The organism is Paraflavitalea pollutisoli, from assembly GCF_029360705.1.
Taxonomy (GTDB): domain Bacteria; phylum Bacteroidota; class Bacteroidia; order Chitinophagales; family Chitinophagaceae; genus Paraflavitalea; species Paraflavitalea pollutisoli.
This window is the reverse complement of sequence record NZ_JARKMX010000014.1, coordinates 97,003-123,091: the sequence shown is the minus strand read 5'-3', so window position 1 is coordinate 123,091 and position 26,089 is coordinate 97,003. Positions and strand designations below refer to the sequence as shown.

General features: G+C 52.5%; 18 protein-coding genes. 15 read left to right on the top strand and 3 right to left on the bottom strand.

All coding sequences use genetic code 11. The features are described from left to right. The first annotated feature begins 52 nt into the window (after positions 1 to 52). The 5 genes from P2W70_RS31100 to P2W70_RS31080 all read left to right on the top strand — a co-directional run bounded on the left by P2W70_RS31100 (position 53) and on the right by P2W70_RS31080 (position 12,731). Positions 53 to 1,447, top strand: coding sequence for a glycosyl hydrolase family 28 protein (locus tag P2W70_RS31100; protein WP_276485508.1), 1,395 nt, complete (start codon positions 53 to 55; stop codon positions 1,445 to 1,447). A 49-nt stretch (positions 1,448 to 1,496) separates the two neighbouring features. Continuing rightward, positions 1,497 to 2,510 (top strand): family 43 glycosylhydrolase, encoded by a 1,014-nt coding sequence (locus P2W70_RS31095; protein WP_276485507.1) that lies wholly within the window; start codon positions 1,497 to 1,499, stop codon positions 2,508 to 2,510. A gap of 4 nt (positions 2,511 to 2,514) precedes the next feature. Next, complete coding sequence (locus P2W70_RS31090) at positions 2,515 to 4,308, top strand: glycoside hydrolase family 97 protein (RefSeq protein ID WP_276485506.1); 1,794 nt, start codon at positions 2,515 to 2,517, stop codon at positions 4,306 to 4,308. Between the two features lie 129 nt (positions 4,309 to 4,437). Further along, positions 4,438 to 10,779 (top strand): cellulose binding domain-containing protein, encoded by a 6,342-nt coding sequence (locus P2W70_RS31085; RefSeq protein ID WP_276485505.1) that lies wholly within the window; start codon positions 4,438 to 4,440, stop codon positions 10,777 to 10,779. 29 nt (positions 10,780 to 10,808) lie between these two features. Beyond that, entirely contained in the window at positions 10,809 to 12,731 is a 1,923-nt protein-coding gene (locus P2W70_RS31080; RefSeq protein ID WP_276485504.1) for an RICIN domain-containing protein, read from the top strand. Between the two features lie 135 nt (positions 12,732 to 12,866). On the opposite strand, the gene P2W70_RS31075 is transcribed toward P2W70_RS31080, so the two are convergent. Both P2W70_RS31075 and P2W70_RS31070 read right to left on the bottom strand, forming a co-directional pair. Beyond that, the gene (locus P2W70_RS31075; protein ID WP_276485503.1) at positions 12,867 to 13,346 is read right to left on the bottom strand and encodes a hypothetical protein; all 480 of its coding nucleotides are present in this window, start codon (positions 13,344 to 13,346) and stop codon (positions 12,867 to 12,869) included. A 178-nt stretch (positions 13,347 to 13,524) separates the two neighbouring features. Beyond that, positions 13,525 to 14,154: a hypothetical protein gene (locus P2W70_RS31070; protein WP_276485502.1), complete on the bottom strand. Its 630-nt coding sequence runs from the start codon at positions 14,152 to 14,154 to the stop codon at positions 13,525 to 13,527. Positions 14,155 to 14,338: 184 nt separating this feature from the next. Between P2W70_RS31070 and P2W70_RS31065 the strand changes: the two genes are divergently transcribed. After that, positions 14,339 to 15,382, top strand: a complete 1,044-nt coding sequence (locus tag P2W70_RS31065) for an NAD(P)-dependent alcohol dehydrogenase (protein WP_276485501.1) — start codon at positions 14,339 to 14,341, stop codon at positions 15,380 to 15,382. 144 nt (positions 15,383 to 15,526) lie between these two features. Then, positions 15,527 to 16,504 (top strand): pectinesterase family protein, encoded by a 978-nt coding sequence (locus tag P2W70_RS31060; protein WP_276485500.1) that lies wholly within the window; start codon positions 15,527 to 15,529, stop codon positions 16,502 to 16,504. A gap of 68 nt (positions 16,505 to 16,572) precedes the next feature. Here the strand turns inward: P2W70_RS31060 and P2W70_RS31055 are convergent, their stop codons facing one another. After that, positions 16,573 to 17,325 (bottom strand): SDR family NAD(P)-dependent oxidoreductase, encoded by a 753-nt coding sequence (locus P2W70_RS31055; RefSeq protein ID WP_276485499.1) that lies wholly within the window; start codon positions 17,323 to 17,325, stop codon positions 16,573 to 16,575. Positions 17,326 to 17,439: 114 nt separating this feature from the next. Between P2W70_RS31055 and P2W70_RS31050 the strand changes: the two genes are divergently transcribed. The 8 genes from P2W70_RS31050 (at position 17,440) to P2W70_RS31015 (ending at position 26,088) form a co-directional block, all read left to right on the top strand. Further along, entirely contained in the window at positions 17,440 to 17,790 is a 351-nt protein-coding gene (locus P2W70_RS31050) for a winged helix-turn-helix transcriptional regulator (protein ID WP_276485498.1), read from the top strand. A gap of 218 nt (positions 17,791 to 18,008) precedes the next feature. After that, positions 18,009 to 19,079, top strand: a complete 1,071-nt coding sequence (locus tag P2W70_RS31045; RefSeq protein ID WP_276485497.1) for a glycoside hydrolase 5 family protein — start codon at positions 18,009 to 18,011, stop codon at positions 19,077 to 19,079. Between the two features lies 1 nt (position 19,080). Continuing rightward, positions 19,081 to 20,043 carry a family 43 glycosylhydrolase gene (locus P2W70_RS31040; protein WP_276485496.1) on the top strand — a complete coding sequence of 321 codons (963 nt, stop codon included), beginning with the start codon at positions 19,081 to 19,083 and terminating at the stop codon, positions 20,041 to 20,043. Between the two features lie 24 nt (positions 20,044 to 20,067). Continuing rightward, positions 20,068 to 20,877, top strand: coding sequence for a helix-turn-helix transcriptional regulator (locus tag P2W70_RS31035; protein WP_276485495.1), 810 nt, complete (start codon positions 20,068 to 20,070; stop codon positions 20,875 to 20,877). A gap of 117 nt (positions 20,878 to 20,994) precedes the next feature. Further along, on the top strand, positions 20,995 to 22,641 hold the full coding sequence (locus P2W70_RS31030) for a serine hydrolase domain-containing protein (protein ID WP_276485494.1): 1,647 nt from the start codon (positions 20,995 to 20,997) through the stop codon (positions 22,639 to 22,641). Positions 22,642 to 22,802: 161 nt separating this feature from the next. Beyond that, positions 22,803 to 24,347, top strand: coding sequence for a M20/M25/M40 family metallo-hydrolase (locus P2W70_RS31025; protein WP_276485493.1), 1,545 nt, complete (start codon positions 22,803 to 22,805; stop codon positions 24,345 to 24,347). Between the two features lie 112 nt (positions 24,348 to 24,459). Next, positions 24,460 to 25,104, top strand: a complete 645-nt coding sequence (locus P2W70_RS31020) for an NAD(P)H-dependent oxidoreductase (RefSeq protein ID WP_276485492.1) — start codon at positions 24,460 to 24,462, stop codon at positions 25,102 to 25,104. Between the two features lie 75 nt (positions 25,105 to 25,179). Next, positions 25,180 to 26,088, top strand: a complete 909-nt coding sequence (locus P2W70_RS31015; protein WP_276485491.1) for an STM4015 family protein — start codon at positions 25,180 to 25,182, stop codon at positions 26,086 to 26,088. Position 26,089: the final 1 nt, after the last annotated feature.

Below are 26,089 nucleotides of genomic sequence, written 5' to 3'. Positions count from 1 at the left end.
GCCAACCTCTCCTTGTTGCCCCGCCAATGGGGCGTATTCTATTCGTAAAACTATGAGAATATTTCTTTTTTTCTATTTGCTCTGCGGTGTGCAGTCAATCGCTGCGCAGGAGCTGGTGGTGTACCCGCCACCGCAGGCTGTCGTCTATTCCATGCACAACGATGACTATACCGTGCGGGTGCGTACCCCCGGTGGTGTATGGCAGGATCTCTTTGAATACAAGGTAAAAGTAGACCTCGATAAAGTGCAGGAGGCTTCGATGGTCTACTTCGATATGAAGGGGCCGGTAGAAGTGATGGTGCGCAAGAACAATGACCAGGTACAAAGCGTGAAGATAAGACCCGAAGTGCAGGGGGTACGCCCGGTCATAGAGGGCAACACGATCCGGTTTACGCTGCCCTCTCCAAAAAAGTTATCGGTGGAATTCAACGGCGACAAACGGTGCAACCTGCATGTGTTTGCCAAGGAAATTGAATCATCCAGGCCTGCTGCGAATGACCCCAACGTGATCTATTATGGTCCTGGTTTGCACCTGCCGAAGGATACGGTGCGCAAGACCTTCCGTATTCCCTCGGGTAAAACGGTCTATATACATGGCAGCGCCGTGCTGCGTGGCATGCTGGTCTGTGACAGTGTAAAGAATGTGCGTATCCTGGGGCGGGGCATTATCGACCAGCCACAGGAAGGCGTGGTCATCACCCATTCGGACAGTGTGGAGGTGAATGGTATCAATTTTATCAACCCACGCCATTACACGATCTATGGCGGCGGTTCGCGGGGGCTGACGATCCGTAATATCACCTCGTTCAGTTGCCAGGGCTGGAGCGACGGCATCGACCTGATGAGTTGTTCGGATGTGCGCATCGACGACATCTTTATGCGCAATTCGGATGATTGTATTGCTATCTATGGTCACCGCTGGAAGTTTTTTGGCAATGCACGGAATTATGCAATAACCAATGCGACCTTATGGGCCGACGTAGCCCATCCCATCAATATCGGGATTCATGGCAATACCACGCATGCCGGTGATACGCTGGAGAATATGGTATTCCGGAACCTCTATATCCTGGAGCAGGATGAAGACGATCCCAATTACCAGGGATGTATGGCGATTACCTGTGGCGATGCCAACCTGGTGCGCAATATCAACTTTGAAAATGTGTATGTAGACGATTTCGAGGAAGGACAGTTGCTCAATATCCGGGTCGTGTACAATGAGAAATACAATACGGGACCGGGCCGTGGGGTGCGGGACATCTCTTTTAGGAATATTTTCTACCAGGGCAGTAACAGCACCATGCCAGTGATCGACGGGTTGGATGCAGGACATACCGTAGAGGGGGTGCGGTTTGAGAACCTGCGGGTAAATGGTAAGCGGGTCACCCATGCTGCCGGCATCAACCTGCGGGTGGGGCCACATGCTCACGGTGTGGTCTTTAATTAGTTTTAATGGTATTTATTGCTAGCTTCGAAGCCTCCTTAAATGATTGCACATGAAAATCTCCCGGATCTCTGTACACTTATTGCTGACCATCTGCCTGTTTTCGTCGGGCCATGTGTTGGCACAACATAAAAACGTCATCCAACCCGGTGGGGTATGGCCCGATCAACAGGGCAATCATATCCAGGCGCATGGTGGCGGTATCATCAAACTTGGTAATACTTATTATTGGTATGGCGAGCAACGGTCGCGCGGGCAGGATACCAATTACCGCTATGTAAGTTGTTATGCTTCCAAAGACCTTACCAACTGGACCTTCAAAGGCAATGCTTTGCAGTTGACCGATCCCGAGCAACTGGGCCCCCGTTGGGTACTGGAGCGTCCGAAGGTTTTCTACAATAAATCGTCGAAGACCTATGTCATGTATTTTCACCTCGATGACCGGCCCTATAAATTGGCCCGGGTAGGGGTGGCCACCAGCAAAAGACCGGAAGGACCATTTGTCTATGTAAAGAGTTTCCGTCCGCTGGGTTATGAGAGCCGTGATATTGGCCAGTTTATCGATGATGATGGTACGCCTTATCTCGTGTTTGAAAGCCGTCCCTCGAAAGGGTTTTATATCGCGGGTTTGTCGGCTGATTACCTGGATGTGGTGAAGGAAATAAGTTTCATTAAATCTCCGCTGGAAGGTGGCGCCATCGTGCATTACAAAGGGTTGTATTATGCGATCGGCTCGGCCCTGACCGGCTGGCGACCCAATCCAAATAAATATGCTACGGCTACATCGCTGGCAGGGCCGTGGTCCGAGTTTAAGGATATTGCGCCACCCGAATCGAATACCTGGGGTTCCCAATCGACCATGTTGTTCAAAGTCGCCGGATCGAAGGATACGACGATCCTCTATATGGGAGACCAATGGAGACCTGCTACTCAATGGGATTCCCGTTATTTGTGGATGCCTGTGGAGATCGGTGATGGTAAACTGTGGTTGCCCGAACCCAAGCCTTTTCAAGTGAATGTGAAGACCGGTGTGTGGAAGCCGGCAGATACGACTAAAGCGAAATAATTGTATGCGTGTTGTTCTTGTTTTTATAGCCTTGTTGTGTGTTGTAAATAGTTATGGTCAGTTGCGGGTCGCCTCGCCGGATAAACAAACGGTAGCAGAGATCGATCCCCGGCATGACGGGCAATTGGTCTACCGGGTATTGTTCCGGGGGGCTACTGTCGTGGATTGGTCTGCCCTGGGCTTGCAAACCCAGGCGGGGGTGATCGGCCGGCAGGTAACGGTCATAAAAAGCCACATGCTCAAAGTGCGCAGTCAATTTAACTGGCCGCTGGGAGAACGGGCGGTGGTTAACAATCACTACCAGCAATTGATAATGGAGTGTGACGACAGTGGCATTGGTTTCCGCCTGGTGTTCCGGGTGTTTGACGGCAATGTAGCTTTCCGGTATGAGGTCCTGACGCCGCCCGGTAGTGAATGGCGGATCGGGAAGGAGGAAACTACTTTCCAGCTACCATCGGCATTTACCTTGTACCAATACAACCATGAGTCGGTGTTTACTCCTACGGCGATCGACACTTTGGTACGTAGTTCGGACCTGCCAACGACCATCGTATCGGGAAAGCATTACCTGAGTATTGGCGAGGCTAATAATGAGGATTATACCAAGGCTGAGTTGAAGAAGGCCGGAAAACATACCCTTGGCATCGCGTTCACCAAGGACAGTGTGGTTCGGTATAATACTACCTTCCGCACACCCTGGCGTACGATCAGCGTGGCCAATTCGGCCATCGGGTTGCAGGCCAGCAGTGACCTGTATTTGAAATTGTCGGAGCCGGTTGTCTCGAACAACATGGACTGGATCAAACCTGGTAAGCTGATCCGTGCTCAATTGACCACACAGGCTGGCCTGGAATGCATCGACTTTGCGGCGACCAATAACTTTCAATACATTATGTACGATGCGGGTTGGTATGGTGCGGAGTTCCGGGGCAGTTCCGATCCTACCCAACCGATCGACGCCATCGACATGCAGCGGGTGATCGATTACGGTAAGCAAAAAGGCATTGGGGTGATCCTGTATGTGAACTATGTAGGATTGAAGGCCCAACTGGATTCGATCTTACCCTTGTATAAAAAATGGGGGGTAGCCGGGTTGAAGTTTGGTTTTGTAGATGGGGTATCACAACAAGGTATACAATGGCTGGCGCAGGCGATGAAAAAAACACAAGACCACGGCTTTGTGCTCAATATCCATGACAACTACAAACCAACAGGACTGAGCCGTATTTACCCTGCCTTGTTGACGCAGGAGGGCATACGGGGTGATGAGAACAGTCCGGATGCTTTTCACAATACTGTATTGCCGTTTAGCCGGTTCCTGGCGGGGCCGGCAGATTTTACGTTTTGTTTTCCCAATCCCACGAATAGCTTCAGTAAGAACATCAAAGTGAGCAAAGCGCAACAGCTCGCACTGACGGTGGTATATTTCAGTCCGCTGCAGTCCATCTTCTGGTATGGCAAGCCGTTGGATTATACCAATACCGACGAGATCGAATTCTTCAAATATGTACCGACGGTGTGGGACGAGTCGCATTACCTGGCCGGTGAGATCGGGCAGTATGTGGCGGTCGCGCGGCGTAGTGGTGATACCTGGTTTATGGGCAATGTGGCGGGACCGGCTGATTGGGCCGGTGAGATCCGTTGCGATTTCCTGGGGAAGGGTAAGACCTATACGGCCACCATCTATGAAGATGATGCACAGAGCGGTATCCGTAAGCGAACGCTGACCGTACGCCGTGGTGATAAGCTACCGGTGGCCATCAAAGCGAAGGGCGGCCAGGCGATCATTTTCCGGTAACGTTCCGGTGCAGCTGCCGGTGATGGCCCGATAGCTTATTTATCCCCCTTATTTGGCTGCTTTTACCCCCGTCTGGACGTTGCCTCCTGGTTATTTTTAGTGTTCTAACCAACGACTAAAAATTGCCATATGAGGTTTATCCTGTCCGCAGGCCGCTGCCTGCTGCTTGTGACGTTACTATGTCCGCTGATAGTATTCTCCCAGCGTTTTACGCATCCCGGTATACCTTTCACCCGTTCCGATCTCGACCTGTTGAAAAGCAATATCACCCGAGAGCCCTGGGCTACGGGTTATGCTGCGCTGGCCAACGATGGACGGTCAAAGTTGAACTATGCCATGCGGGGGCCATTTGCTACTGTGAGCCGTGTTCCCAACCTCAACAACGAGCAATGGAAAAGCGATATGGTCGCCATCCACAACCTGGCTTTCATGTGGATCTTTACGGGCGATACGGCCTATGCCCGTAAGGCCACGGATATGCTCGAGGCCTGGGCAGTGACCAATACCACCTGGGGTGGCGGGGAGAACATGCTCGATATCGGTGATTATGCGCCGTACTTCGTCACCGGCGCGGATATCCTGCGGGGTACTTACCCGGGGTGGACGGCCACCAATACCAATCACGTCAAGCAATATTTCGCCAATGTATTGTACCCCGCCTCGTGGGTGCCTGGTGTATTGCGGGATCATAACAAGGGGGCCATTCAATTGGAGATCGCGTTGGGCATTGCTGCTTTTCTCGATGATCCCGTGCGTTGGAAAGAGGCCCTGGAAGTGTATCGGATGGATGCGGGTGGTGGCCTCCGCAACAGTCTGCCCAATGGCGAAGTAGGTGATGCGGGGCGCGATGATCATTGGTTTGTGCAGATAGCTGCCCTGGGCTGGAGCGCCGAAGTGGCCTGGAAGCAGGGGATCGACCTGTTTGCTGAATTCGACAACCGCCTGCTGGCGATCGGGGAACTGTATCACCAGTACAGCATGGCGCCCCAAACGGTGAGCTTCATACCCTTTGGTGGCTATTCCGCGTATTATACCAACTGGGGTATCCCTCCGGGCTTCCGCCGGCAGTCACCTTTCAACAATATCATCAAGGGTGCTTATCAGCTGCGCAAAGGCATTCCCACGCCGTATACCGATTCCATGCGCACGCTGGTGGGCGAGGGCGCCTGGTCTTTCCTGTACCTCAAATCTGTTGATACATCAACTGCAGTGGCGCCGCCACCGATCGTGTACCCGGCTACGACACCGATCGACTACCTGACCAGCGTGGACATCGGCAATACAGGGATTGGTGGTAGTGCAGCATACAATAGTGGAAGCTGGCAATTGAATGGAGCCGGTAATGCGATCGGTACCAATATACAGTTCGCCGGTAAGCCGGTCCAGGGCGATGTAAGCATCGTGGCGCGGATAGAGGGCAATTCGCTGGGTACGGCTACTACGGGTGTTATGATCCGCGAGTCGCTGGCAGCCAATGCGAATTTCGTATCGATGAACCTGTACAACAATGGTACACTCAACTCGCGCTACAATACAGGTGCGGGCTATACGCATTATGGTCCGCGAACGTCCTGGTGGCTGAAGATCGAAAGAGTGGGGCACCGGGTCTTCACCTTTCACTCGCAGGATGGGGTCAACTGGACCAACAATTCTTTGTTCCTGACGAACCTGCCCACTGATACTTATATCGGATTGTATACGATATCCAACAATACCTCTGCACTCAATACGGCGACGTTCAGCCATGTATCCATCACCAATACGACGGTGTCTGGTGGACCTGTCATCAACAGCTCCACCCTGGTCCATGGAGTAGCAGGTACAGCTTTACAGTATACGATCACGGCAACACCGCAGCCCGTGCAATTCCGTGCTATTGGCTTGCCGGCAGGCCTGGCGCTCGATTCACTGACGGGGGTGATCAGTGGCACGCCGGCAGCGCCGGGAACGGCCACGGTCTTGCTGCAGGCGATCAATGTGATCGACACGGGGGCAGCCGTATTGGTGATAAAGACAACAGCAGCCACTGCACCGGCAGTTCCGGCGGGTGTAACGGCGGCCGTAACGAACGCAACAAGGATCACGCTCAGCTGGCCGGCGGTGGCCAATGCGAGTGGCTATGTCGTAAAGCGGGGTACAGCGGCAGCGGGACCTTTTACCGTGTTGCAATCCGGCATCACCGGTACTACCTATACCGATGCGCAACCAGTACCGGAAGTGAATAACTATTACGTGGTCACTGCGATGGCCGGTGCTTTGGAAAGCGGTGCATCCAATGTCGTGTTTGCTTCGGTGCCGCCGGCTACACCGGATAAACCTGTTGTCGTGCATGGACAGGGACAGTTGCAGCTCAGTTGGCCGGCAGCGGCGGGTGCGGTTACCTATCGCATCAAACGCAGTACGGTCAGCGGAGGGCCTTACACCGTGACCGATACTGTTGCGACTACTTGCTTCACCGACAATGATCTGGTCAATGGATCGCCCTATTATTATGTTATCTCCGCCGTGGGACAAACCAAAGAGAGCAGCAATTCCCCCGAAGCATTTGGGGTACCCGGCGCGGGCCTATATACCTGGAAGAACAATGCGGCCACCGATTCATTCCTGTTGGCGGCAAATTGGGAGGAAGGGGCCGCGCCCGCGAATCCGGCCATACTGGCTTTCAAAGCTTCGGAAGATACATTGATCACCAACGATCTTACTAACCTGCAGGCGTCGCGCATCGATTTCCTGCCCGGCGCCAATGCCTATACCATCGACGGCAATAGCTTGGTATTGAAGAACGACCTGGTCAACAGTTCGACCAGCAACCAGACCCTCAGCATGCCGATCGTGTTGACCGATCAGTTGCAGGTTAATACCATCACCAGCAACCGCATCACGCTGAGTGGGCCTATCAGTGGTGCCGGTGGTTTAACGAAGACGGGCCCTGGTTTCCTTTATATTTCTGGTAACAATACTTACGCGGGCAATACCATCATCAATGGTATCACTGGTGGATGGCCGCCGGTGAATGCTATTGCGATTGCAGGTACCGGCACCGGCGCACCATCAGCGCCCACATCCGGCCCACTGGGTACCGGCAAGATCATCCTGAATGGCGGATCGTTGTATTCGGATAATGGCGATGCTACCCTTTATAATGACATTGAAGTGGTGGATGGCAAGCGCAGCTATATGTATGAAACGGTCAATGCCATCACGTTGAAAGGTCGGTTACTGGGTAATGGTACACTGGAGCACGATGGCAATACCTATGCAGGACTTCACCTGCAGGGAGACAACAGTGAGTTTACCGGCACGTTTATTTCCAAGCTGCGGAGCGGTAACCAGCGTGTCCGTTTCGAGTCGCCCAATGCGGGCAGTGCGAAAGCCAACTGGTTGCTGGATGCCAATGGCGTCGATTGCCAGGGCATACAGTTCCCGACCGGTACGCTGCATTTCGGTTCGCTGAGTGGCCGCGGCTATATCCGCAACAATGCCGGAGGTTCGCCGGTCATCAGTATCGGTGCTCTGAACACAAACACCGTATTTGGTGGTACCATTGTCAATTTCGTACATGTGGAGAAAGTAGGTACTGGTACCTTATCCTTCTCGGGCAACCATAACTATGGTGGCAATACCACGATCAAGGGTGGAAAGTTCCTGCTGATCAATAACCCGGTCAATGGCACGTTCATCAGTCCGGTCATTGTGGAGAAGGGCAGCTTTGGTGGCAATGGCCGCAGTACGGCTGCCGTAACAGTGGGTACGGTTAATGGCATCGGTGCAGTGCTCGAACCGGGTAATGAAGGCGTCGGTAATATCCTGATCGGGGCCTTGACGATGAAAGGAGATGCGACGCTGGCGATAGAGGTCAATCCCGCCGGAGGCAGTGATACGATAAAAGCGACAAGCGTGAATTTGACGGGCGCACGCTTGCAGGTAACGGCGATCAATAGTCAGGCTATGGCTACCGGTACTTCCTTCATGATCGTGCAGAATACGGGTGTCGCTGCTGTCAATGGCGTATTTGCAGGATTGCCCGAGCTGGCGCCTGTGACGATCAATGGGTACCATTTCCGGATCAGCTATCTCGGCGGTACAGGCAATGATATCGTGTTGCTCGATGAACGTACGATGTCGACCGCCATCACCAGTGCCCGGGTAGACACAACGCTGACCGGAAAAAACTATAGCTATGCCATTACGGCCCTCAATACACCCAACCGGTTTGGGGCGACGCCTTTGCCGGTGGGTTTGACCATCGATACTATTACCGGAATTATTAGCGGGGTGCCTGCGGATGCGGGCGACTATGTGATCACGCTGACAGCAAGCAATGATACAGCTTCCGCGACGGGATCTTTGCGCCTTACGATACAATCCACTTCGATCAGCGATCTGCTGGTGGCCTCGGGTGATGCCAAAACTATTGTGGAATGGTCTCCCATCTATGGCATGCGGTACGAGGTGCGTCGTGCTTCGGCAGCTACAGGTCCATTTAGCCTGGTAACCACTACCAACGCCAGCCGGTACATCGATTCGCCGGTCGTGAATGGCAATACGTACTTCTATACTGTCAGGGCTATCGACAGTTCCGCGCAATATGCAGTAAGTGCGGCAGTGGAAGCGACCCCAGGGCTGAATCAATATGGCTACTGGGCTTTCGATGAAGCAGGTGGTGGCCGTGGTATCGATGGCTGGGGCGCGAAACATGCTACGCTGGCTGCTACGGCTACGCGTGGTAGCGGCTATCATGGAAAAGGACTGGTATTGGATGGTACTGCGAACAGCTACGCCAGTTTGCCAGCTGGTGTGGTAAGTGGTCTCAATGATTTCTCGCTGACGACCTGGATACGGATCGATGCCTTATCGAGCTGGATGCGGATCTTTGATTTTGGCAATGGCTCGGCCACCAATATGTTCCTTACCCTGCAGGCCGCCGTGGTGAACGGGCAATCGACCGTGCGGTATGCCATCAAAAACAACAACAGTGCGGAGCAGCAACTGAGCGTGAACCGTACTTTGCCACTCCATACCTGGATGCATATTGCCATTACCCAATCGGGTAATGAAGCGAAGCTATACATCGATGGGGTATTGGTGGCAACAAACAGCAATATGACCCTGCGGCCTGCTGCCATGGGCAATACACCGATCAATTATCTCGGTAAATCGCAATACAACGATCCATTGTTCAGGGGGGCGATCGATGAGTTCAAGCTCTTCAACCGGGCATTGTCAGGTGTCGAGATCAATACGGCGATGGAGCGCAAGCTGCACCTGCTGGTCGAGCACCTCGATGGTGATCACGCACAACCCGGCAACAACAGCATCCGTCCTTACCTGCGGATCGTGAACCAGGATAGTGTGGCGATTCCCTATGCAGGCCTTACCGCACGTTATTGGTTTACACCCGAGCAATATGCGGGTATCCAGACCTGGATCGACTATGCGGTGCTGGGCAGCAACGTCAAAGCGAACTATGTGCCCCTCACAGCGCCGCGCATGGGGGCATTGGGTTATGTGGAGTATCGTTTCGATGCTGCCGCCGGACAACTTGTGGCAGGAGGGTATTCCGGTGCGATCCAATCACGGTTCGCCAACAGCAACTGGGCAGTTCTCAATGAATCCGATGATCACTCCTATACACCTGCCACTGCTTACACACCCAATAACAAGGTTACCTTGTATTACAACGGCAAACTGATGTGGGGGGAAGAACCGGCATTGGTAACACCGGTTACGGCTGTAAAAGCTTACACGCAAACCGTGAACAGTGGCAGCTCCACGATCAGTACCTGGCTGCAATTGCGCAATGAGGGCAATGTGCCGGTTAACTATGGCGACCTGCGTGTGCGCTACTGGTTTACCAGCGGTGATAGTACGGCGCTCAATTACTGGACCGACTATGCCGCTCTGGGTTCAGGCGCTATCGCAGGACGTATTAAAAACATCGGTGGTGGTGTGGCCGGTGCCGACCACTACCTCGAGTTGCAGGTCAACCCTGCAAAAGGGTTACTGTATCCGCTCAGCAACACGGGCAATATCCAGTTCCGTGTAGCTAAAAGCAACTGGTCGGTATTGGATCAATCCGATGACCATTCTTTTCTTCCTGTGGTTAGTTTGACGCTCAGCGATAAAGTAACGGTTTACTATAAAGAAAGGTTGATCTGGGGTGTAGAGCCCGGGCAAACCTTGTTGACGGGTGCCCGCACTACCACCCCTGCGACCGTGCAGGAGGACATAGCAGCAACACGGATAGGACTGTATCCTAATCCTGCCACTGACCGGCTGGTGGTGAGCATGGGGCGCCTGGACCCGAAAGCTATGTTGGAGATCAGGACGATACAGGGCCAGTTGCTGAAGACGCAGTTGTTGACGCAAGCTGTACAGGTCATTTCGCTGGACGGGTTACCAGCTGGTATCTACCATGTGCAGGTTAGGAATGGCAGCGTGCTGATCACCAAGAGGCTGGTGAAGCTATAACGATTGTTTTTTCACTAAACACTTGTCATATGAAACGTTTTGCTTTTTATGGCGCCGGCAGCTTATGGCTGCTGGTGGCCCTCTTACTGGCTGGTGCTTCGCAAGCGCAGCCGTTCGTTCACCCCGGTCTATTACATACCGAAGCTGATTTTGCGCGGATGCACGCGAAGGTCAATGCGAATGCACAACCCTGGAAGGGTAGTTGGGATATCCTGGTAGCCAACAGCCGATCGCAACTTACTTACAATCCCAATCCACAGGATACCGTGATCCGCGGTGGAACGGGTCAGAATTACACGATCCTGTACAATGACATTGCCGCTGCTTATCAAACAGCCATCCGCTGGAAGGTGACGGGTGATGTAGCTTATGCCAACAAGTCGATCGCGATCATGAATGCCTGGTCGTTGACTATGAAACACCTTACGGGTAATGCCGATCGTTTTCTTGCCGCCGGTATCTATGGTTACCAGTTTGCTAATGCAGCGGAGATCATGCGCAGCTATTCCGGTTGGGCTGTGGCTGATTTTACGCGGTTCAAGGATATGATGCTGAATGAATTTTATCCGTTGAATGAAGACTTTCTCACGAACCACAATACGGCTTGCATCACTAACTATTGGGCCAACTGGGATCTCTGCAATATGGCTTCCATCCTGGCCATCGGTGTGTTGTGCGACCGGCGTGACCTGTACAACCGCGCCATCGAGTATTTCAAGAATGGGGCAGGCAATGGGGCCATCACCAAGGCGGTATGGTACCTGCATTCGGGTACGCTGGGTCAATGGCAGGAGAGTGGCCGCGATCAGGGGCATTGCACCCTGGGCATTGGCCTGATGGGCGCTTTTTGTGAAATGGCCTGGAACCAGGGCGACGACATGTATGGGTACGACAGCAACCGGTTTATGAAAGGGGCTGAATACGTGGCGCAATACAATATCGGGAATACAGTTCCTTATACCACCTACAATTGGGGCACCGGGCAAAACTGTGCAGGCATGTCGCAGACCTTGATCGCAGCTGCCGGCCGGGGCAATATCCGACCAGTATGGGAGATGGTATACCAGCACTACGCCAACAGGCGTGGACTGTCGGTACCCGGTATGGCGGCCTATGCAGCGCTGCATCGCCCGGAGGGTGGCGGCGGTAACTATGGCCCCAATAGCGGTGGTTACGATCAGCTGGGTTTTGGTACGCTAACCTTTACGCGCGATCCCCTGCCGACTACGGTGGCCAATGGCACCTACAAGATCTTTGCACGGCACAGCGGACAAGCGATGGAAGTAGCCAACAATGGTACGGCCAATGGCGCCAATGTACGGCAATGGCCGGCCAATGATTGTGTGTGCCAGCAATGGATACTTACCAATACGGGCAGCAACCAGTTCAGTGTCGTGGGTGTTGGCAGCAACAAGTTCCTCGATGTAGCCAGCAGCAATACGGCCGATGGCGCCAATGCGCAGATCTGGCAGTCGACCGGTGGCACCAATCAGCGATTTACGTTTACGAATGTGGGTGGAGGATTTTACCGCATCACGCCAGTGCACAGCAGTAAGGCAGTAGAGGTGACGAGTAACTCGCTCACCGATGGTGCCAATATCCAGCAATGGACCTACAACAGTGGCAGGAACCAGCAATGGCAACTAGTGCAGGAAAACCTGCCGGTACAGGCACGGGTGGCTACGTTACCTGCTGAACCGGTATCGGCGACTACGGTAAAGTTGGCGGTATTTCCCAACCCGGTAACCGATGAGTTGGTGGTAACAGTCCCCCTCGCGGAGGGAACGGCGCCGCTGATGACAGTGGCTGACCTGTCGGGCAGGCTCATTTACAACGGTTTGATCCGGACTAACCGGCATGCAGTGGATATGAAAAAACAGCCGGCCGGTGTATACCTGGTGCGCGTGGTACAGGGTGGGGAAGTAGTGACAGTAAAAGTGGTCAAGCAATAAATAGTACAAAATAGCTGAACGGTCGTCCTACGCATGTCGGGCGACCGTTTTCTTGTATATACTTCACCGGCATGCTGTACACGACTGTTCTGAAACCCTGCCACCGAGTGGGTGCATGGGGAGGTTTGATGACGCCTATTTGCTTTTGAATACGGCAGTAATGGTATGGGTGGCTTTGGCTGATTTGAACACATACGTGGCTACCATTTTAGTGGCCGATACTTCCTGGATGGTGACCGTTTGCGGTTTATCGGTATCGCTGTGGTGGGAAGTGAGTTGTTTGGTGGCGGCGTTGTATTCCCAGGTACCATTTTCTTCGATCGTCTCTTCGTCTTCATCACATTTTTTGGCGCCGTTGTGTTTAATGATCTTACCACCGGTCTTGTACATTTCCGCATCGTCTTTATTGCAATCTTCCAGCATGACCCGGATATCGTTGTCGGGTTTGCCGTCCATGTCGAGGTCGATGGCGGGTACTACCGTGGAAGATTCGAGCAACCAGTATTTGTCGGCAAAGGGTGCTTGCAGCTTGCCGGCAACAGTCCGGTTAAAGGCGGTGATGACGAGCACAGCTACGAGTGTAGCCATTAAGCGGAACCAGGTTGTTGTGTTCATATTGCGAAAATAATGGCGGGTGCCTGGTGCAGGGCCCTAAAAGCGATGTTGCACCCTATGGTTCGACGAAGCGACAGATAAAGGTGTTGAACTGACCGATTCACGGACCGGGAGGAGAAGAGTTTTATGGTAATCAATATTAAAAAGATACCAGGCTTCCGCAAATAGCAGGTAAGCCTCAGATCTCCGCACCAGTATAAAGCAGTCGCAGGATGGTGGCCTCACGAAGAAAAGCGGCGAGGTCTACATCGGGACTGCTTTTACTTTTCAAAGTTAGCTCAAACAGAAAAACGCCGTTCCCCAGCTTTAGTATTTCCACCGCAGACATAACGGGAAGTTGCCTGGCAGGAAAGGCTGCATGGACTTTTACGGTTACTGTTTTCTTGTAATCCTTTATCGTTTTTGGACCATGAACCAGCCTAAGCTGAAGCAATTCAATACGACGTCCGCTGATGTTACCGGTATGCACGATTGTGTCGCCCCGGTGGTCAACTAATTTGTAATTGTTGATCGCTTTTGACAGGAGTTCTGGGGTGAGGAGGCCGTTGTTGAATAATAGTGTCACGAGTCGGGTTTGCGCAGTGTCGTTCGTACTTAGGGTCATTTCTGAAGTATCGGTCAGGCAGGTAATGAGCGGTTCCTTGTCATTACGCACAATGTCCAGCCGACCGGTTTGCCGGGCAAAATAGTCTGGAGGGGTTGCCAGGATCGCAAAGGAATCTTTTGTATGCAATGGTTGCCTGGTGGTGGTGCAGCCCAGCAGGAGGGCGGCGGCAAGCAGCGCTATCGTAAAGTGTGGACGGGACATAACGAAGGTTTACGGTTATTGGACGCCGGAGAGGGTAAACTTCTTGCCAATCGCCCCCGATTTGGGCGCAAACCTTCAACAAGCGATGATCGAATGTTTGAATTATGCAATATTTACTTTGAAATCTTTAATCGGGTAAAAGTATAGGATAGCTATTTTTGCCCCTTATAAAAAGAAAAAAACCATGATTCAAGCCAAAGGTTATGCTGCACAAACACCGGAAACGGACCTTGCTCCCTGGAGTTTCGAACGCCGGGAAGTAGGGCCTCATGATATTCAGATAGAGATCCAATATTGCGGTGTCTGCCATTCGGACCTGCACCAGATAAAGAACGACTGGTTTCCCGGGGTATTTCCCATGGTACCCGGTCACGAGATCGTCGGTAAGATCGTGAAAGTGGGCGACCATGTCAAGAACTTTAAAGTGGGTGATCTGGCCGGTATTGGCTGTATGGTCGATTCCTGCCAGGTTTGTGAAAACTGCCAGGAAGGCCTGGAGCAATACTGCCTGGAGGGTAATACCCAAACCTACAACAACCTCGATCGCAGCGGTGTACCCACGTATGGTGGTTATTCCAATACGATCGTAGCGCGCGAGGAGTTTGTACTCCACATCTCCGATAAACTGTCGCTGGCTGCTACAGCACCCTTGCTGTGCGCTGGTATCACCACCTATTCTCCCCTCCGTCACTGGAAAGTGGGCAAAGGTCATAAACTGGCCGTTGTTGGTCTCGGTGGTCTGGGTCACATGGCGGTGAAGTTTGGCGTGGCTTTCGGTGCGGAAGTGACCGTGTTGAGCACGTCGGCTTCTAAAGAAGCGGCTGCCAAAGAACTGGGTGCGCACCATTTCGTGGTGACGACAGACAAGGAGCAGGTGAAAGCGGTTCGCAACAAATTCGATTTCATCCTCGATACGGTTTCTGCTGTACACGACATCGACATGTACCAGTCGATGCTGCGCGTAAATGGTGTTCAGATCGGTGTAGGGGTACCTCCTGCCAAACTGGAAGTAGCACCTTTCTCCCTGATCGGTGGTCGTCGCAGCCTGGCTGGCTCTGGTATCGGTGGCATTCAGGAAACGCAGGAAATGCTGGACTTCTGTGCCGAGCACAACATCGTTTCAGATATCGAACTGATCGATATCAAAGACATTACGGCGGCTTACGAGCGCATGCTGAAAGGCGATGTGCGTTACCGCTTCGTGATCGATATCGCAACGTTGAAATAATTGTTATTTCAGGTAACTTTTCATAGCGTGCATGGTACTGGATACCATGCACGTTTTTTTATGCACTGTCCTGCACTGTCTGTTGCCTAAATAGTTGGCGTTACGATAAATATGGCGCATATTGGGTTCCATTTCTGCTGTCATATGAAACGATCTTTTGCCAATCGCCGCCCAACTGTTTTTTTACTTCCCTTGTTGTTGCTGTGTTTCGTGTTGCCTGCCGTGGCACAAACGAAAAAGATTACCGTATCGGCCGATGGTCGTGGTGATTTCCGCACCGTGCACGAAGCGATCCGGGCTGTACCGGATAGTACTCACGCCGCTGTTACTATTTTCATCCGCAACGGTGTTTATAAAGAGAAGCTCACCATTCCTACAGGCAAGGCGCCCATCGTGCTGCTGGGGGAAGATGTGCAAAAGACAATCATTACCTATGATGACTATGCGTCGAAACCAGACAGTGCCGGAAAAAATATCGGCACCTCGGGTTCCAGCAGTGTCTTCATCAGGGGTAGCGATGTGCGCGCCGAGAACATCACCTTCGAAAATTCTTCCGGACCTGTGGGGCAGGCAGTAGCCATGTGGGTAGGGGGTGATAAGATCGTATTCAAGAACTGCCGCTTCCTTGGTTTCCAGGATACGCTGTATACCAATGGCAACTTCAACCGTCAGTATTTTCTCAACTGTTATATAGAGGGTACGGTGGATTTTATTTTCGGTTCGGCTACTGCCGTATTTGAAAACTGTACTATTTTCTGCAAACGCGGTGGGTATATTACGGCCGCCTCCACTTCGCAGGAGCAACCTTACGGTTATCTTTTTCTTCGCTGTACGATAACGGGCGATGCAGCAGCGGGTACCTTTTACCTGGGCAGGCCCTGGCGGCCTTATGCGCACGTAGCGTTCATCGAATGCACCTTACCTGCGTTCATCAGACCCGAAGGTTGGCATAACTGGGGCAAAGAAAGCAATGAACAAACTGCCCGCTATGTGGAGTACAGCAACAAGGGTGCCGGCGCTGCTACCGAAGGCCGCGTATCCTGGTCCAAACAATTGACAAAAGAGCAGGCTGGTCAGTACGTTCCCGGTGTGGTGTTCCGCGACTGGAAACCTGCGAAATAGTTACCAGCCCTTCAGCACTGATCAATACTTCCTACTGTCGCTGGTAAAACCTATGAATTGGTAGCGCCTTAAAATGCATAGCGACGCATACCGCCGTCGACCACAGCGACCGTACCGGTTATATAACGGGCGCGGGGCGATACCAGGAATACGGCCATATTGGCCATGTCTTCCGGCTCTCCAAAATCGCCCAGTGGGATCTCCTGCGTCGCAAACTGCCGGCGTTCTTCCGCATTGAAATAACGGCGGATATTGTCTGTATCGATGAGGCCGGGTTGCAGGCAATTGACCCGGATGCCGTAAGGGCCGAGTTGACCAGCCAACCCTTTGGACCAGGCAGCAATACCCGCCTTGGCGATCGCCGAGCCGTTGAGGCTGCGTAATTCGTACGTGCTGGTGAGGTTGAGGATGACGCCCTGCCGGCGTTCCATAAAATGGGGCAGCAGTGCCTGGGTCAACTGTCGTGGACGATCGAAGTCGAGCGTCATGGAGGCATCCCAATCTGCTTCGTTGCCTACCACGTCCAACGGCTGGCTGCGGCCCGCATTGTTCACGAGTATATCGACCTGGGATAAGTGGACCAGGGCATATTGAGCGATCTGTTGCGGTGCGCCGGGGGCTGTGATGTCCTGCGCGAGCAGCAAGGGAGCTACCCCGCCAGCTGCGATGATCTCCTGTTGTAAAGCCTGCAGGCTTTGTGCATTCCTGGCGGTGGCCAGTACCTGTACCCCCTCCAGGGCCAACTCTTTTACAATGGCGCGGCCGATACCTTTGCTGGCGCCTGTTACGATCGCCGTTTTTCCTGTTAAATGAAGTTCCATGGCTTTTTTAGTTATGACTGTTAGTGGGTTGCATTTTCTTCGTCAAAAGTAGCAGGATGTCTATAATTTTAGGATGGCGGAAATGATTGTATGAGACTATCAATCCTGTAAGTAATGGGCGTCAGAAAAAAAGCATCTACCTATTCTCTCAATGAGCAATTCATCACGGAATGTGATCTTACCTATGCGGTCAATATGCTGGCAGGCCGGTGGAAACTGCAGTTGCTCGCCAGGCTGAGCAAAAAGACTTATCGCTTTCATGAGCTGAGCGAAGCGTATCCACACATCACAGAGCGTATGTTGTCGATGCAGCTAAAGGCATTGGAGCAGGATGGACTTGTCATACGTACCGTATATGCGGAAGTGCCGCCCCGGGTAGAATATACACTTACCGAACGGGCGGTGGAGCTGATGCCGATTCTGGATCGATTGAGTGCATGGGGGAAGAAGCAGAGAGGCAAATGAATAATTCGGGAATGAGCTAAACTGAAAATGGAATACAGGGATTAAGGATAGCTAGACCGTCTCCCTGGTGCGTCGGGGCCTTGTTGCCTTGTTTCGCCACACCAATTGAGACGTATCGTACAAAGGTTGATACGGAAGTGCGTTGACCGGCGGGCGCTGCAAGCTTTTTTTGGACTAAGTTTACGGTCTGAATTGCTAAACTGAATAATACTTCGAACATGTACAAGAAACTAATGATTGCTGCGCTGCCTTTCCTGTTGGTTGGGGCCTCCCAAACAAGTATCGCCCAGAAAAGAACTACCCCCTGGACCAAAGAACAGGCCAATGCCTGGTATAGCAAGGTAAAGTGGACCGCAGGCGCTAATTATATCTCCAGCAATGCCATCAACCAGTTGGAAATGTGGCAGGCCGAATCGTTCGATTCTACGCTCATCGATCGCGAACTGGGTTATGCGGAAGGAATAGGTATGGGCGTTATGCGGGTATACCTGCATCACCTGGCCTGGCAGGCCGATAAAGAAGGATTCAAGCGCCGCATGAATACCTACCTCAACATTTCCGATCGTCATCATATCAAAACCATCTTCGTTTTCTTCGATGATTGCTGGAACGATACGTATAAGATCGGCAAACAACCGGCGCCCAAACCTGGTACGCACAATTCGGGTTGGGTACAGGACCCCGGTAAGCTGATCTTTATGGACCTCACGGTCGATAAGATGCTGGAAGGATATGTAAAGGATGTGCTCACCCGTTTCAAAAAAGATACACGCATCCTGCTGTGGGATGTATACAATGAGCCGGGTAACTCGGGTTATGGTAACCAAAGTATGCCGCTGTTGCAAAAGGTGTTTGCCTGGGGTCGTGAGATCAATCCCGTACAGCCATTGTCGGCCGGTGTATGGAACCTGCGCCTGAAAGAGCTGAACAAATACCAACTGGAAAATTCCGATGTGATCACTTACCACAACTACGCCAACGAAGTAGAGCATAAGCAATGGCTTGATTCCTTCCTGGTGAAAACCGGTAAGCCACTCGTTTGTACGGAGTACATGGCACGCAGCCGCGGCAGCCGTTTCGAGAACATCCTGCCTTTGTTGAAGCAGTACAAGGTCATTGCCATCAACTGGGGCCTGGTAGCGGGCAAGTCCAATACCATCTATGCCTGGGATACGCCCATTGCCGATGGCAGCGAACCTGCCATCTGGTTTCATGATGTCTTTAGAAAAGATGGTACCCCTTTCAAACTGGAAGAAGTAACCCTGATCAGAAGTCAAACTGGTAAATAATATGCGCAAGCTATTGTTGCTGGCCGGTTTTTGCTGGCTGTGCGGTGTGGTCCGCGCCCAGCAAAAACCGGCTATGTATTTTGCCGACAGCAGCCGGCTCGGCAGGCCCCTGGCCAAAGACCCCAAAGTGGTTTTCTTTAAGAACAGCTATTGGATGTATTATTCCATTCCGGCAAATGACAAGATGGGATGGGGCATCGGCATCGCCACGAGCCAGGATCTTACCAACTGGAAAAAAGTAGGGGAGATACCTCCCGGCGAAGGGTATGAACAAAAAGGCCTTTGTGCACCCGGTGCGATCGTGCGGAAGGATACGCTGCACCTGTTTTACCAAACTTATGGTAATGCGAAACTGGATGCGATCTGTCATGCGTGGTCGGTAGACGGTATTCACTTCACCCGCAATCCCACCAACCCCATTTTCCGCCCTACGGGCAACTGGACGGTGGGCCGTGCCATCGATGCGGAAGTGGTACAATTCCGCGATCAGTATTTTCTGTATTTCGCTACCCGCGATACCGCTTATAAAGTACAAATGCAGGGAGTGGCTGTTACCAGCCTGGGATCCGATTTCAGTCGTGACACCTGGAGGCAGGCGGTAGACTCGTCTATTCTGAAACCGCAGCTTGGCTGGGAAAAGAATTGCATCGAAGCGGCCAGTTGTATCGTGCGTGGTAAATACTTATACATGGTGTATGCCGGTGGGTACAACAACGAGCCGCAGCAGATCGGCGTAGCCCGCAGCCGGGATGGCCTCCGCTGGGAGCGTATGTCGAATGAGCCCCTGTTGCCCAATGGGCCTGCGGGTAGCTGGAACGCCAGTGAAAGCGGACATCCGGATATTTTTCAGGATCAACAGGGGCAGTTGTACCTGTTTTACCAGGGCAATAACGACAAAGGACGTACCTGGTTCCTGAGCCACCAACGCCTCCGGTGGAAGGGGAATAAATTGGTCGTGCTATAAGAAAGGTTATTGTATATTACCTCCATGAATTGCTCGCGCACAGGACAATTTTACGGAGATACCCATGAAACCATCCGTTTGGAAGGCGTCACCCTGACGGACACCGTCTACACACAGGGCCGGGTGCCCTGGCATTTTCATGAAAACAATTACTTCACGTTTATCCTCGAAGGGGGGATGACGGAAGGCAACAAAAAGGAGGTGTACGAGTGTAGGGCCGGAGACCTGCTTTTTCACAACTGGCAGGATGCACATTACAATATTGCTTCCGGAAGGTTTACGCGCGGTTTTCATGTGGAGGTCAGTGACCACTGGTTTCAGTCGTTCGACCGCCACAATGATCTTACAGAAGGCAGTATCCGCATTGGCGATCCGCGTATCAAGGGGTTGATGTACAATATCATCCGGGAGATGAAGCTGATGGGGGCGGGGGGACGAGCTGCGATAGATGCGCTGCTGCTGGAGTTATTTGGGTTATTGAGCGATGGGAAACCTATTGCCAAAGACCGCAGGCCACCCTGGGTAAGCAAGCTGCGCGAGTTGCTGCACGACTCCCACGAAGCATGGTCACTGCCGGCGCTGGCGCAGGCGGTGCAGGTGCATCCGGTACATCTTTCCCGCTATTTTACCCGCTATTTCGGGATGGGGTTTGGCGATTATGCCAGGACCATCAAACTGCAACGGGCGATGACCTTGTTGCCCGATCCTGCCTTGTCGCTGACCGATATCTCACTGGAATGTGGATTTGCAGATCAAAGTCATTTTATACGCTCCTTTAAATCACACTACCACATCACACCGCTGCATTATCGCAAATGCCTCTCCAGACGATGAGGGGGAAATTGCGTACTGATCTGCCTGCAACGGATTTGTCAGGCTTCCTTGCCGCCCCCGTTGGCAGATGTTAACCTCGTTCTATTTTTTAGACGCGGGCTGCTGTAGTTTTGCGCCATGCGTTTACCCCTCTTGTTATTTGTTGTATTGTTGTTGATCAGCCGCGCTTCGGCCCAGGCACCTAGTCAGGGCATTCCTTCCCCCTGGAAGCAGGCCCAGGTGGGAAAGATCCTGTTTTCAACCCGGGCGGTGACGCCCAGCGCTGCTTCGGAGCGTGATTTTATTGCCCACTATGAGCTGACCTATAAAAGCAATCTCTACTTCACCGCCTACCTGAGCAAACCACTGACCGCACAGATGCAGGCACTGGCACCCGCTTTACCAGTGGACACGCTGCACCGCCTGAGTGGCTATCGTTTTACGCTGTACCTCGATGGCAAGCCCGTTTATACCAGCGATATCCAGGGCGCGCCCCTGCCGGCCATACGCGATACGGAAACGGTGCTGCACAAGCCGCTGATCGATAATGCACGGGAAGGGGCCTGGTGGACACAGTTCTTCTGGGGCCGTTTTTTGCGCAATGGTGGAACGGATGCATTGACAGACGGGCAACACCTGATGCGGTTGGAGATACGGCCCCATGTACGGGATATCATAGGGGAGGTGATCGCTGCCGGTGATCTGGTGCTTACGGTGAACCTGCATCCCAAAATAGACCTCTCTGCCGTCACACTGCACCCACCAACGTCCTACCCGGGCTTGGCGGTATCGACGGCTGCCTTTGACCGCAACAAGATCCGTGAGCTCAAAGCGCGCATTGAACTGGCGGAATTTAAAAAGATCAACAGCATCATCGTGATCAAGGAGGGTAAACTGCTGATTGAAGAATATTTCAACGGTGCCAGTCGCACCACGTTACACAATTCCCGCTCCGTGGGCAAGTCCTTTGCCTCTACCATGACGGGAATCGCCTTGCAGGAAGGGCATATCAAGTCGATCACGCAACCACTCAAAGATTTCTATGCCCTGCAGCAGTATGCCAACTATTCGCCGTTGAAGGAACAGGTAACGATCAGAGACCTGTTGACGATGAACAGTGTGTTTGATGGCGATGACAATGATGGCGATTCACCCGGCAATGAAGAGAATATGTACCCGACGGACAATTGGGTCAAGTTTACGCTCGACCTGCCGGTGACGAAAACCATTCCCCGCGGACAGTGGCATTATTTTACGGCTGGTGTGATGGTATTGGGTGATATGCTGAACCAAAAAGTACCTGGTGGCCTGGAAGCTTATACGAAGCAGAAGCTGTTTGATCCGCTGCAGATCGGCAAATATGAATGGACTTATACGCCCCAACACGTACCCAGTACGGCGGGTGGTTTACAGCTGGCAGCACTCGACCTGGCCAAGTATGGGCAGCTATACAAGAACGGGGGAACCTGGCAGGGCAAACAGGTGGTGCCCAAAGCCTGGATCAACCAGACTTTCAGCAAACAGATCGCCCTGCCCGAGCGGGCTGGCGAATATTACGGTTTGTTGTTCTGGAACAAACAATATACGGTGAACGGCAAGGCTTATGAAACCTACTATTGCACCGGCAATGGCGGCAATAAGGTGTTTGTATTCACCGATCAGCCACTGGTGATCGTAGTGACCGCCAGTGCTTACGGTATGCCTTATGCTCATCCGCAGGTGGATCGTATCATGAACGAGTTTGTATTGCCGGCGGTGCTGGATGTGGCTGGCGCCAGCAAGTAGCCAGCGTACAGTTTCCGGAAAGCAGGGAGAGCTATTGCAGGCAGGGTTGATGCGGTAATAGGTTACCCTGTTTCATCGATGCAGTTAGCATAGCGCAACAACATAAACAAGATGCGGGTCGTCGTCAATAATCTCCTAATTTTTTGCAAAACCTCATCTGTATGTGGAGACTTATTGGCGGCATCCTGTTACTGGCCCTGATCGTGGCCATCATCGTTGTGGTCAAAACTTTTACGTATCCGTTTACACCGGTGGCCAAAACGGCTCCGGCATCTGCGGATGCGACCACGCTACGGATCGAAGATATTTCCCTGCAACGGTTTGCCGGTGGCATTCAGATCCCCACGGTCTCGAATGCCGACTATACTCACTTTAACTACCAGCCTTTTGACTCCTTTATGGTGTACCTGCGCCAGGTATATCCCTTGTTGTATGAAAAGCTGGAGTACTATACCATCAATCAACGGGGAATGGTCTTCCACTGGAAGGGCAGCAATGCGGCGCTGAAACCCGTTCTTTTCCTGTCGCATTATGATGTGGTGCCACCGGGCAATTCCGGCGATGTGGATAGTGTGCCCGGGCCGTTCAAACCGGGTGATCAGGCATTGCCGCCGATAAACGCTATTGCGCAGGCCTGGGATCATTTCCCTTTTTCCGGCGCAGTGGAGCATGGCAGGGTCTATGGACGGGGAACCCTGGATATGAAAAATATGCTGTTCGCCTTGCTGGAGGCCTGCGAGAAACTGGTGAAAGAAGGGTTCAAGCCTTCCCGCGATATCTATTTTGCTTTTGGATTTGATGAAGAAGTGGGGGGCACCCAGGGAGCTCAATTGATAGCTGATGACTTTAAACAAAAAGGGATCCGCTTCGACGCCGTGTATGATGAAGGCGGTATCGTGTCGACCAAAGGCAGTCTGACCGGTATCGATGCCACGGTAGCGCTGATCGGTTGTGCTGAAAAGGGTTTCTGGTCGGCCCGGGTGAAGGTGAAGGGGCTGGGCGGTCACTCGTCCATGCCGCCGTTGGAGACGGCGATCGGCAAAGCAGCGGTGATCATGCAACGGCTGGAAAAAGACCAGATGAAACCGATGGTGATACCGGTGATCGATCAGTTCTTTACCAATGTCGGCGGCACCATGTCGTTTACCAGCCGGATGGCCATTGCCAACCAATGGTTGTTAAAAGGGGTGCTGATGCGTTCGCTCACCAAATCGCATACGACCAACGCCCTGGTGCGTACCACTACCGCCCTGACGATGTTGAAAGGAAGCGATGCCAGCAATGTGCTGGCGCCCGAGGTAGAGTTTGTCGTTAATTTCAGGCTGCTACCCGGTAATAAAGTGGCCGACGTGCGCAAGCACCTGGAGAACGCCTGCAAGGGCTATGAAGTCACGATAGAAGATTACAGCCCGCCACGCGAAGCGTCCGGTATTTCCAGCATCGCATCGCAGGGATACACTGTCATGAAACGCACGATCGGCAAACTGTTTCCCGATGCTTTGGTAACGCCCTACCTGACCATTGGTGGTACCGATGCCTACAAATATGAGCAGGTCAGTGATCACGTATACCGGTTCAGCCCGGTAGCGATCAATAATTTCGAACAACAGACCATTCACAACAACAACGAATACATCAGTGTCACCAATTTTGCCCGGATGATCCGGTATTATGAATTGATGTTCCGGGAGTACGACCAACCTTAGTTGTTTGCCAGGAAAGAATATGGAATGCGGTCCCGGACCGCATTTTTTATTTTGTGTAAGCGGGTCATTGCGGGGAAAGAAATACTTTTATTCAAACAATAGAAGCAGCGCTATGGAACCCGCGGTTAAAAAGATCCTTCTCCTCAATGCCTCTTTGCGTGGTACGTCTGGTAATTCCTGGGCAGTGATCAGCAAAGCAGTCGACTGGCTCGGGCAGCAAAAGAACCTATTGGCGGATGTGCTGACGCTTACTGATCCCATGCCAGCTACACAACAGGTTTATGAACTACTGGCTGCAGCCGATGGCTTCCTGGTAGTAACGGGCGTGTATTGGAACAGCTGGAGCTCGTCCTTGCAGCGTTTCCTGGAAGTAGCGACGGCGTTTGAAAATACGCCAGCCTTCTTCGGCAAGCCGGTCGCCTGTGCAGTGACGATGGATTCGGTAGGCGGTACTGATGTTGCCAGCCGGTTGCAGGCTGCTTTTTCCGGACTGGGTTGCTGGAGTCCGCCCTGCTCCACGCTGGTATTATCGCGCGTGGGCCTGGAAGCGATTGCCGCCTCTGCGGGGCAACCCGATGATCCCAACGAAGATGTATGGCGTATGGATGACCTCGTGATCGTGCTGAACAACCTGGTGGCTGCTATGCAGGTTAGTACTGCCCAATGGGTGGCGTGGCCGCATGTTTCGCTACCGCGACGGGAGGGTGACTGGCCTGCCAGTGGTCCATTGGATATGGGTACGCCGCGATTCTTATAAGTATTTTAATGAGTCGATATGTGTCCGGTAATAAATCTTTAACACCCATCTGTTACATTTACAAAAACTTCACCAATGGTATCCGAACACCTGACAGTATTTCGTAATAAACCAGTCCAGGAATATTCACCCGCAACGGGGATCGCCGATCCTATCAACACCGTATACCGCATCGCTATCAGTTATGACAACGAAGATGTGACGATCGAACAACTGATCGATGCTTTCGCTGCAGACCCCAAAGCTGGGCAGGTGGAGGAACTGATCATCGGTCAGTTCAGTACAGAAATGGACAATTCGACGGATGTGGTGATGAAGCTGATCTCGCATAGGACGCTCTTTAAAGGATTGAAGGCCCTGTTTATTGGCGATATCACGTATGAAGAATGTGAAATATCCTGGATCAAGCAGGAAAATATGGAGCCATTGCTGGAGGCTTATCCCGGCCTGGTGCATTTTCAGGTAAGGGGCGGCGAAGACCTGGCCTTCGGCAACCTGCAACACGACCAGTTGCAAACGCTGATCGTGGAAACAGGCGGTATGCCACCCAATGTAATCAAAGAGATCAGTGCAGCCCGGTTGCCCAATCTGGAGCGCCTCGATCTGTGGCTGGGTTCAGAAAATTATGGTTTCGCTTCCGGGGTGGAAGATTTTGATAGCCTGCTCAGTGGTAAAACCTTCCCCAAACTGACACACCTGGGCCTGATGAATAGCGAGATCCAGGACGACCTCGCGATCGCCGTATCGACCGCTCCGGTACTGCAGCAATTGAAAGTGCTCGACCTGTCGATGGGCACCTTGAGTGATGAGGGAGCAAAAGCTTTGCTCAATAGTCCGGGTATCAGGCAACTTACTTTCCTCAACCTGCGCCGTCATTACCTGTCGGAAGACATGATGCAACAATTGCAGTCGTTGGGGGTGGGCATCAATGTAGACGACCGGCAAACAGATGATGAATACCGGTACGCAGAAGTGACTGAATAAT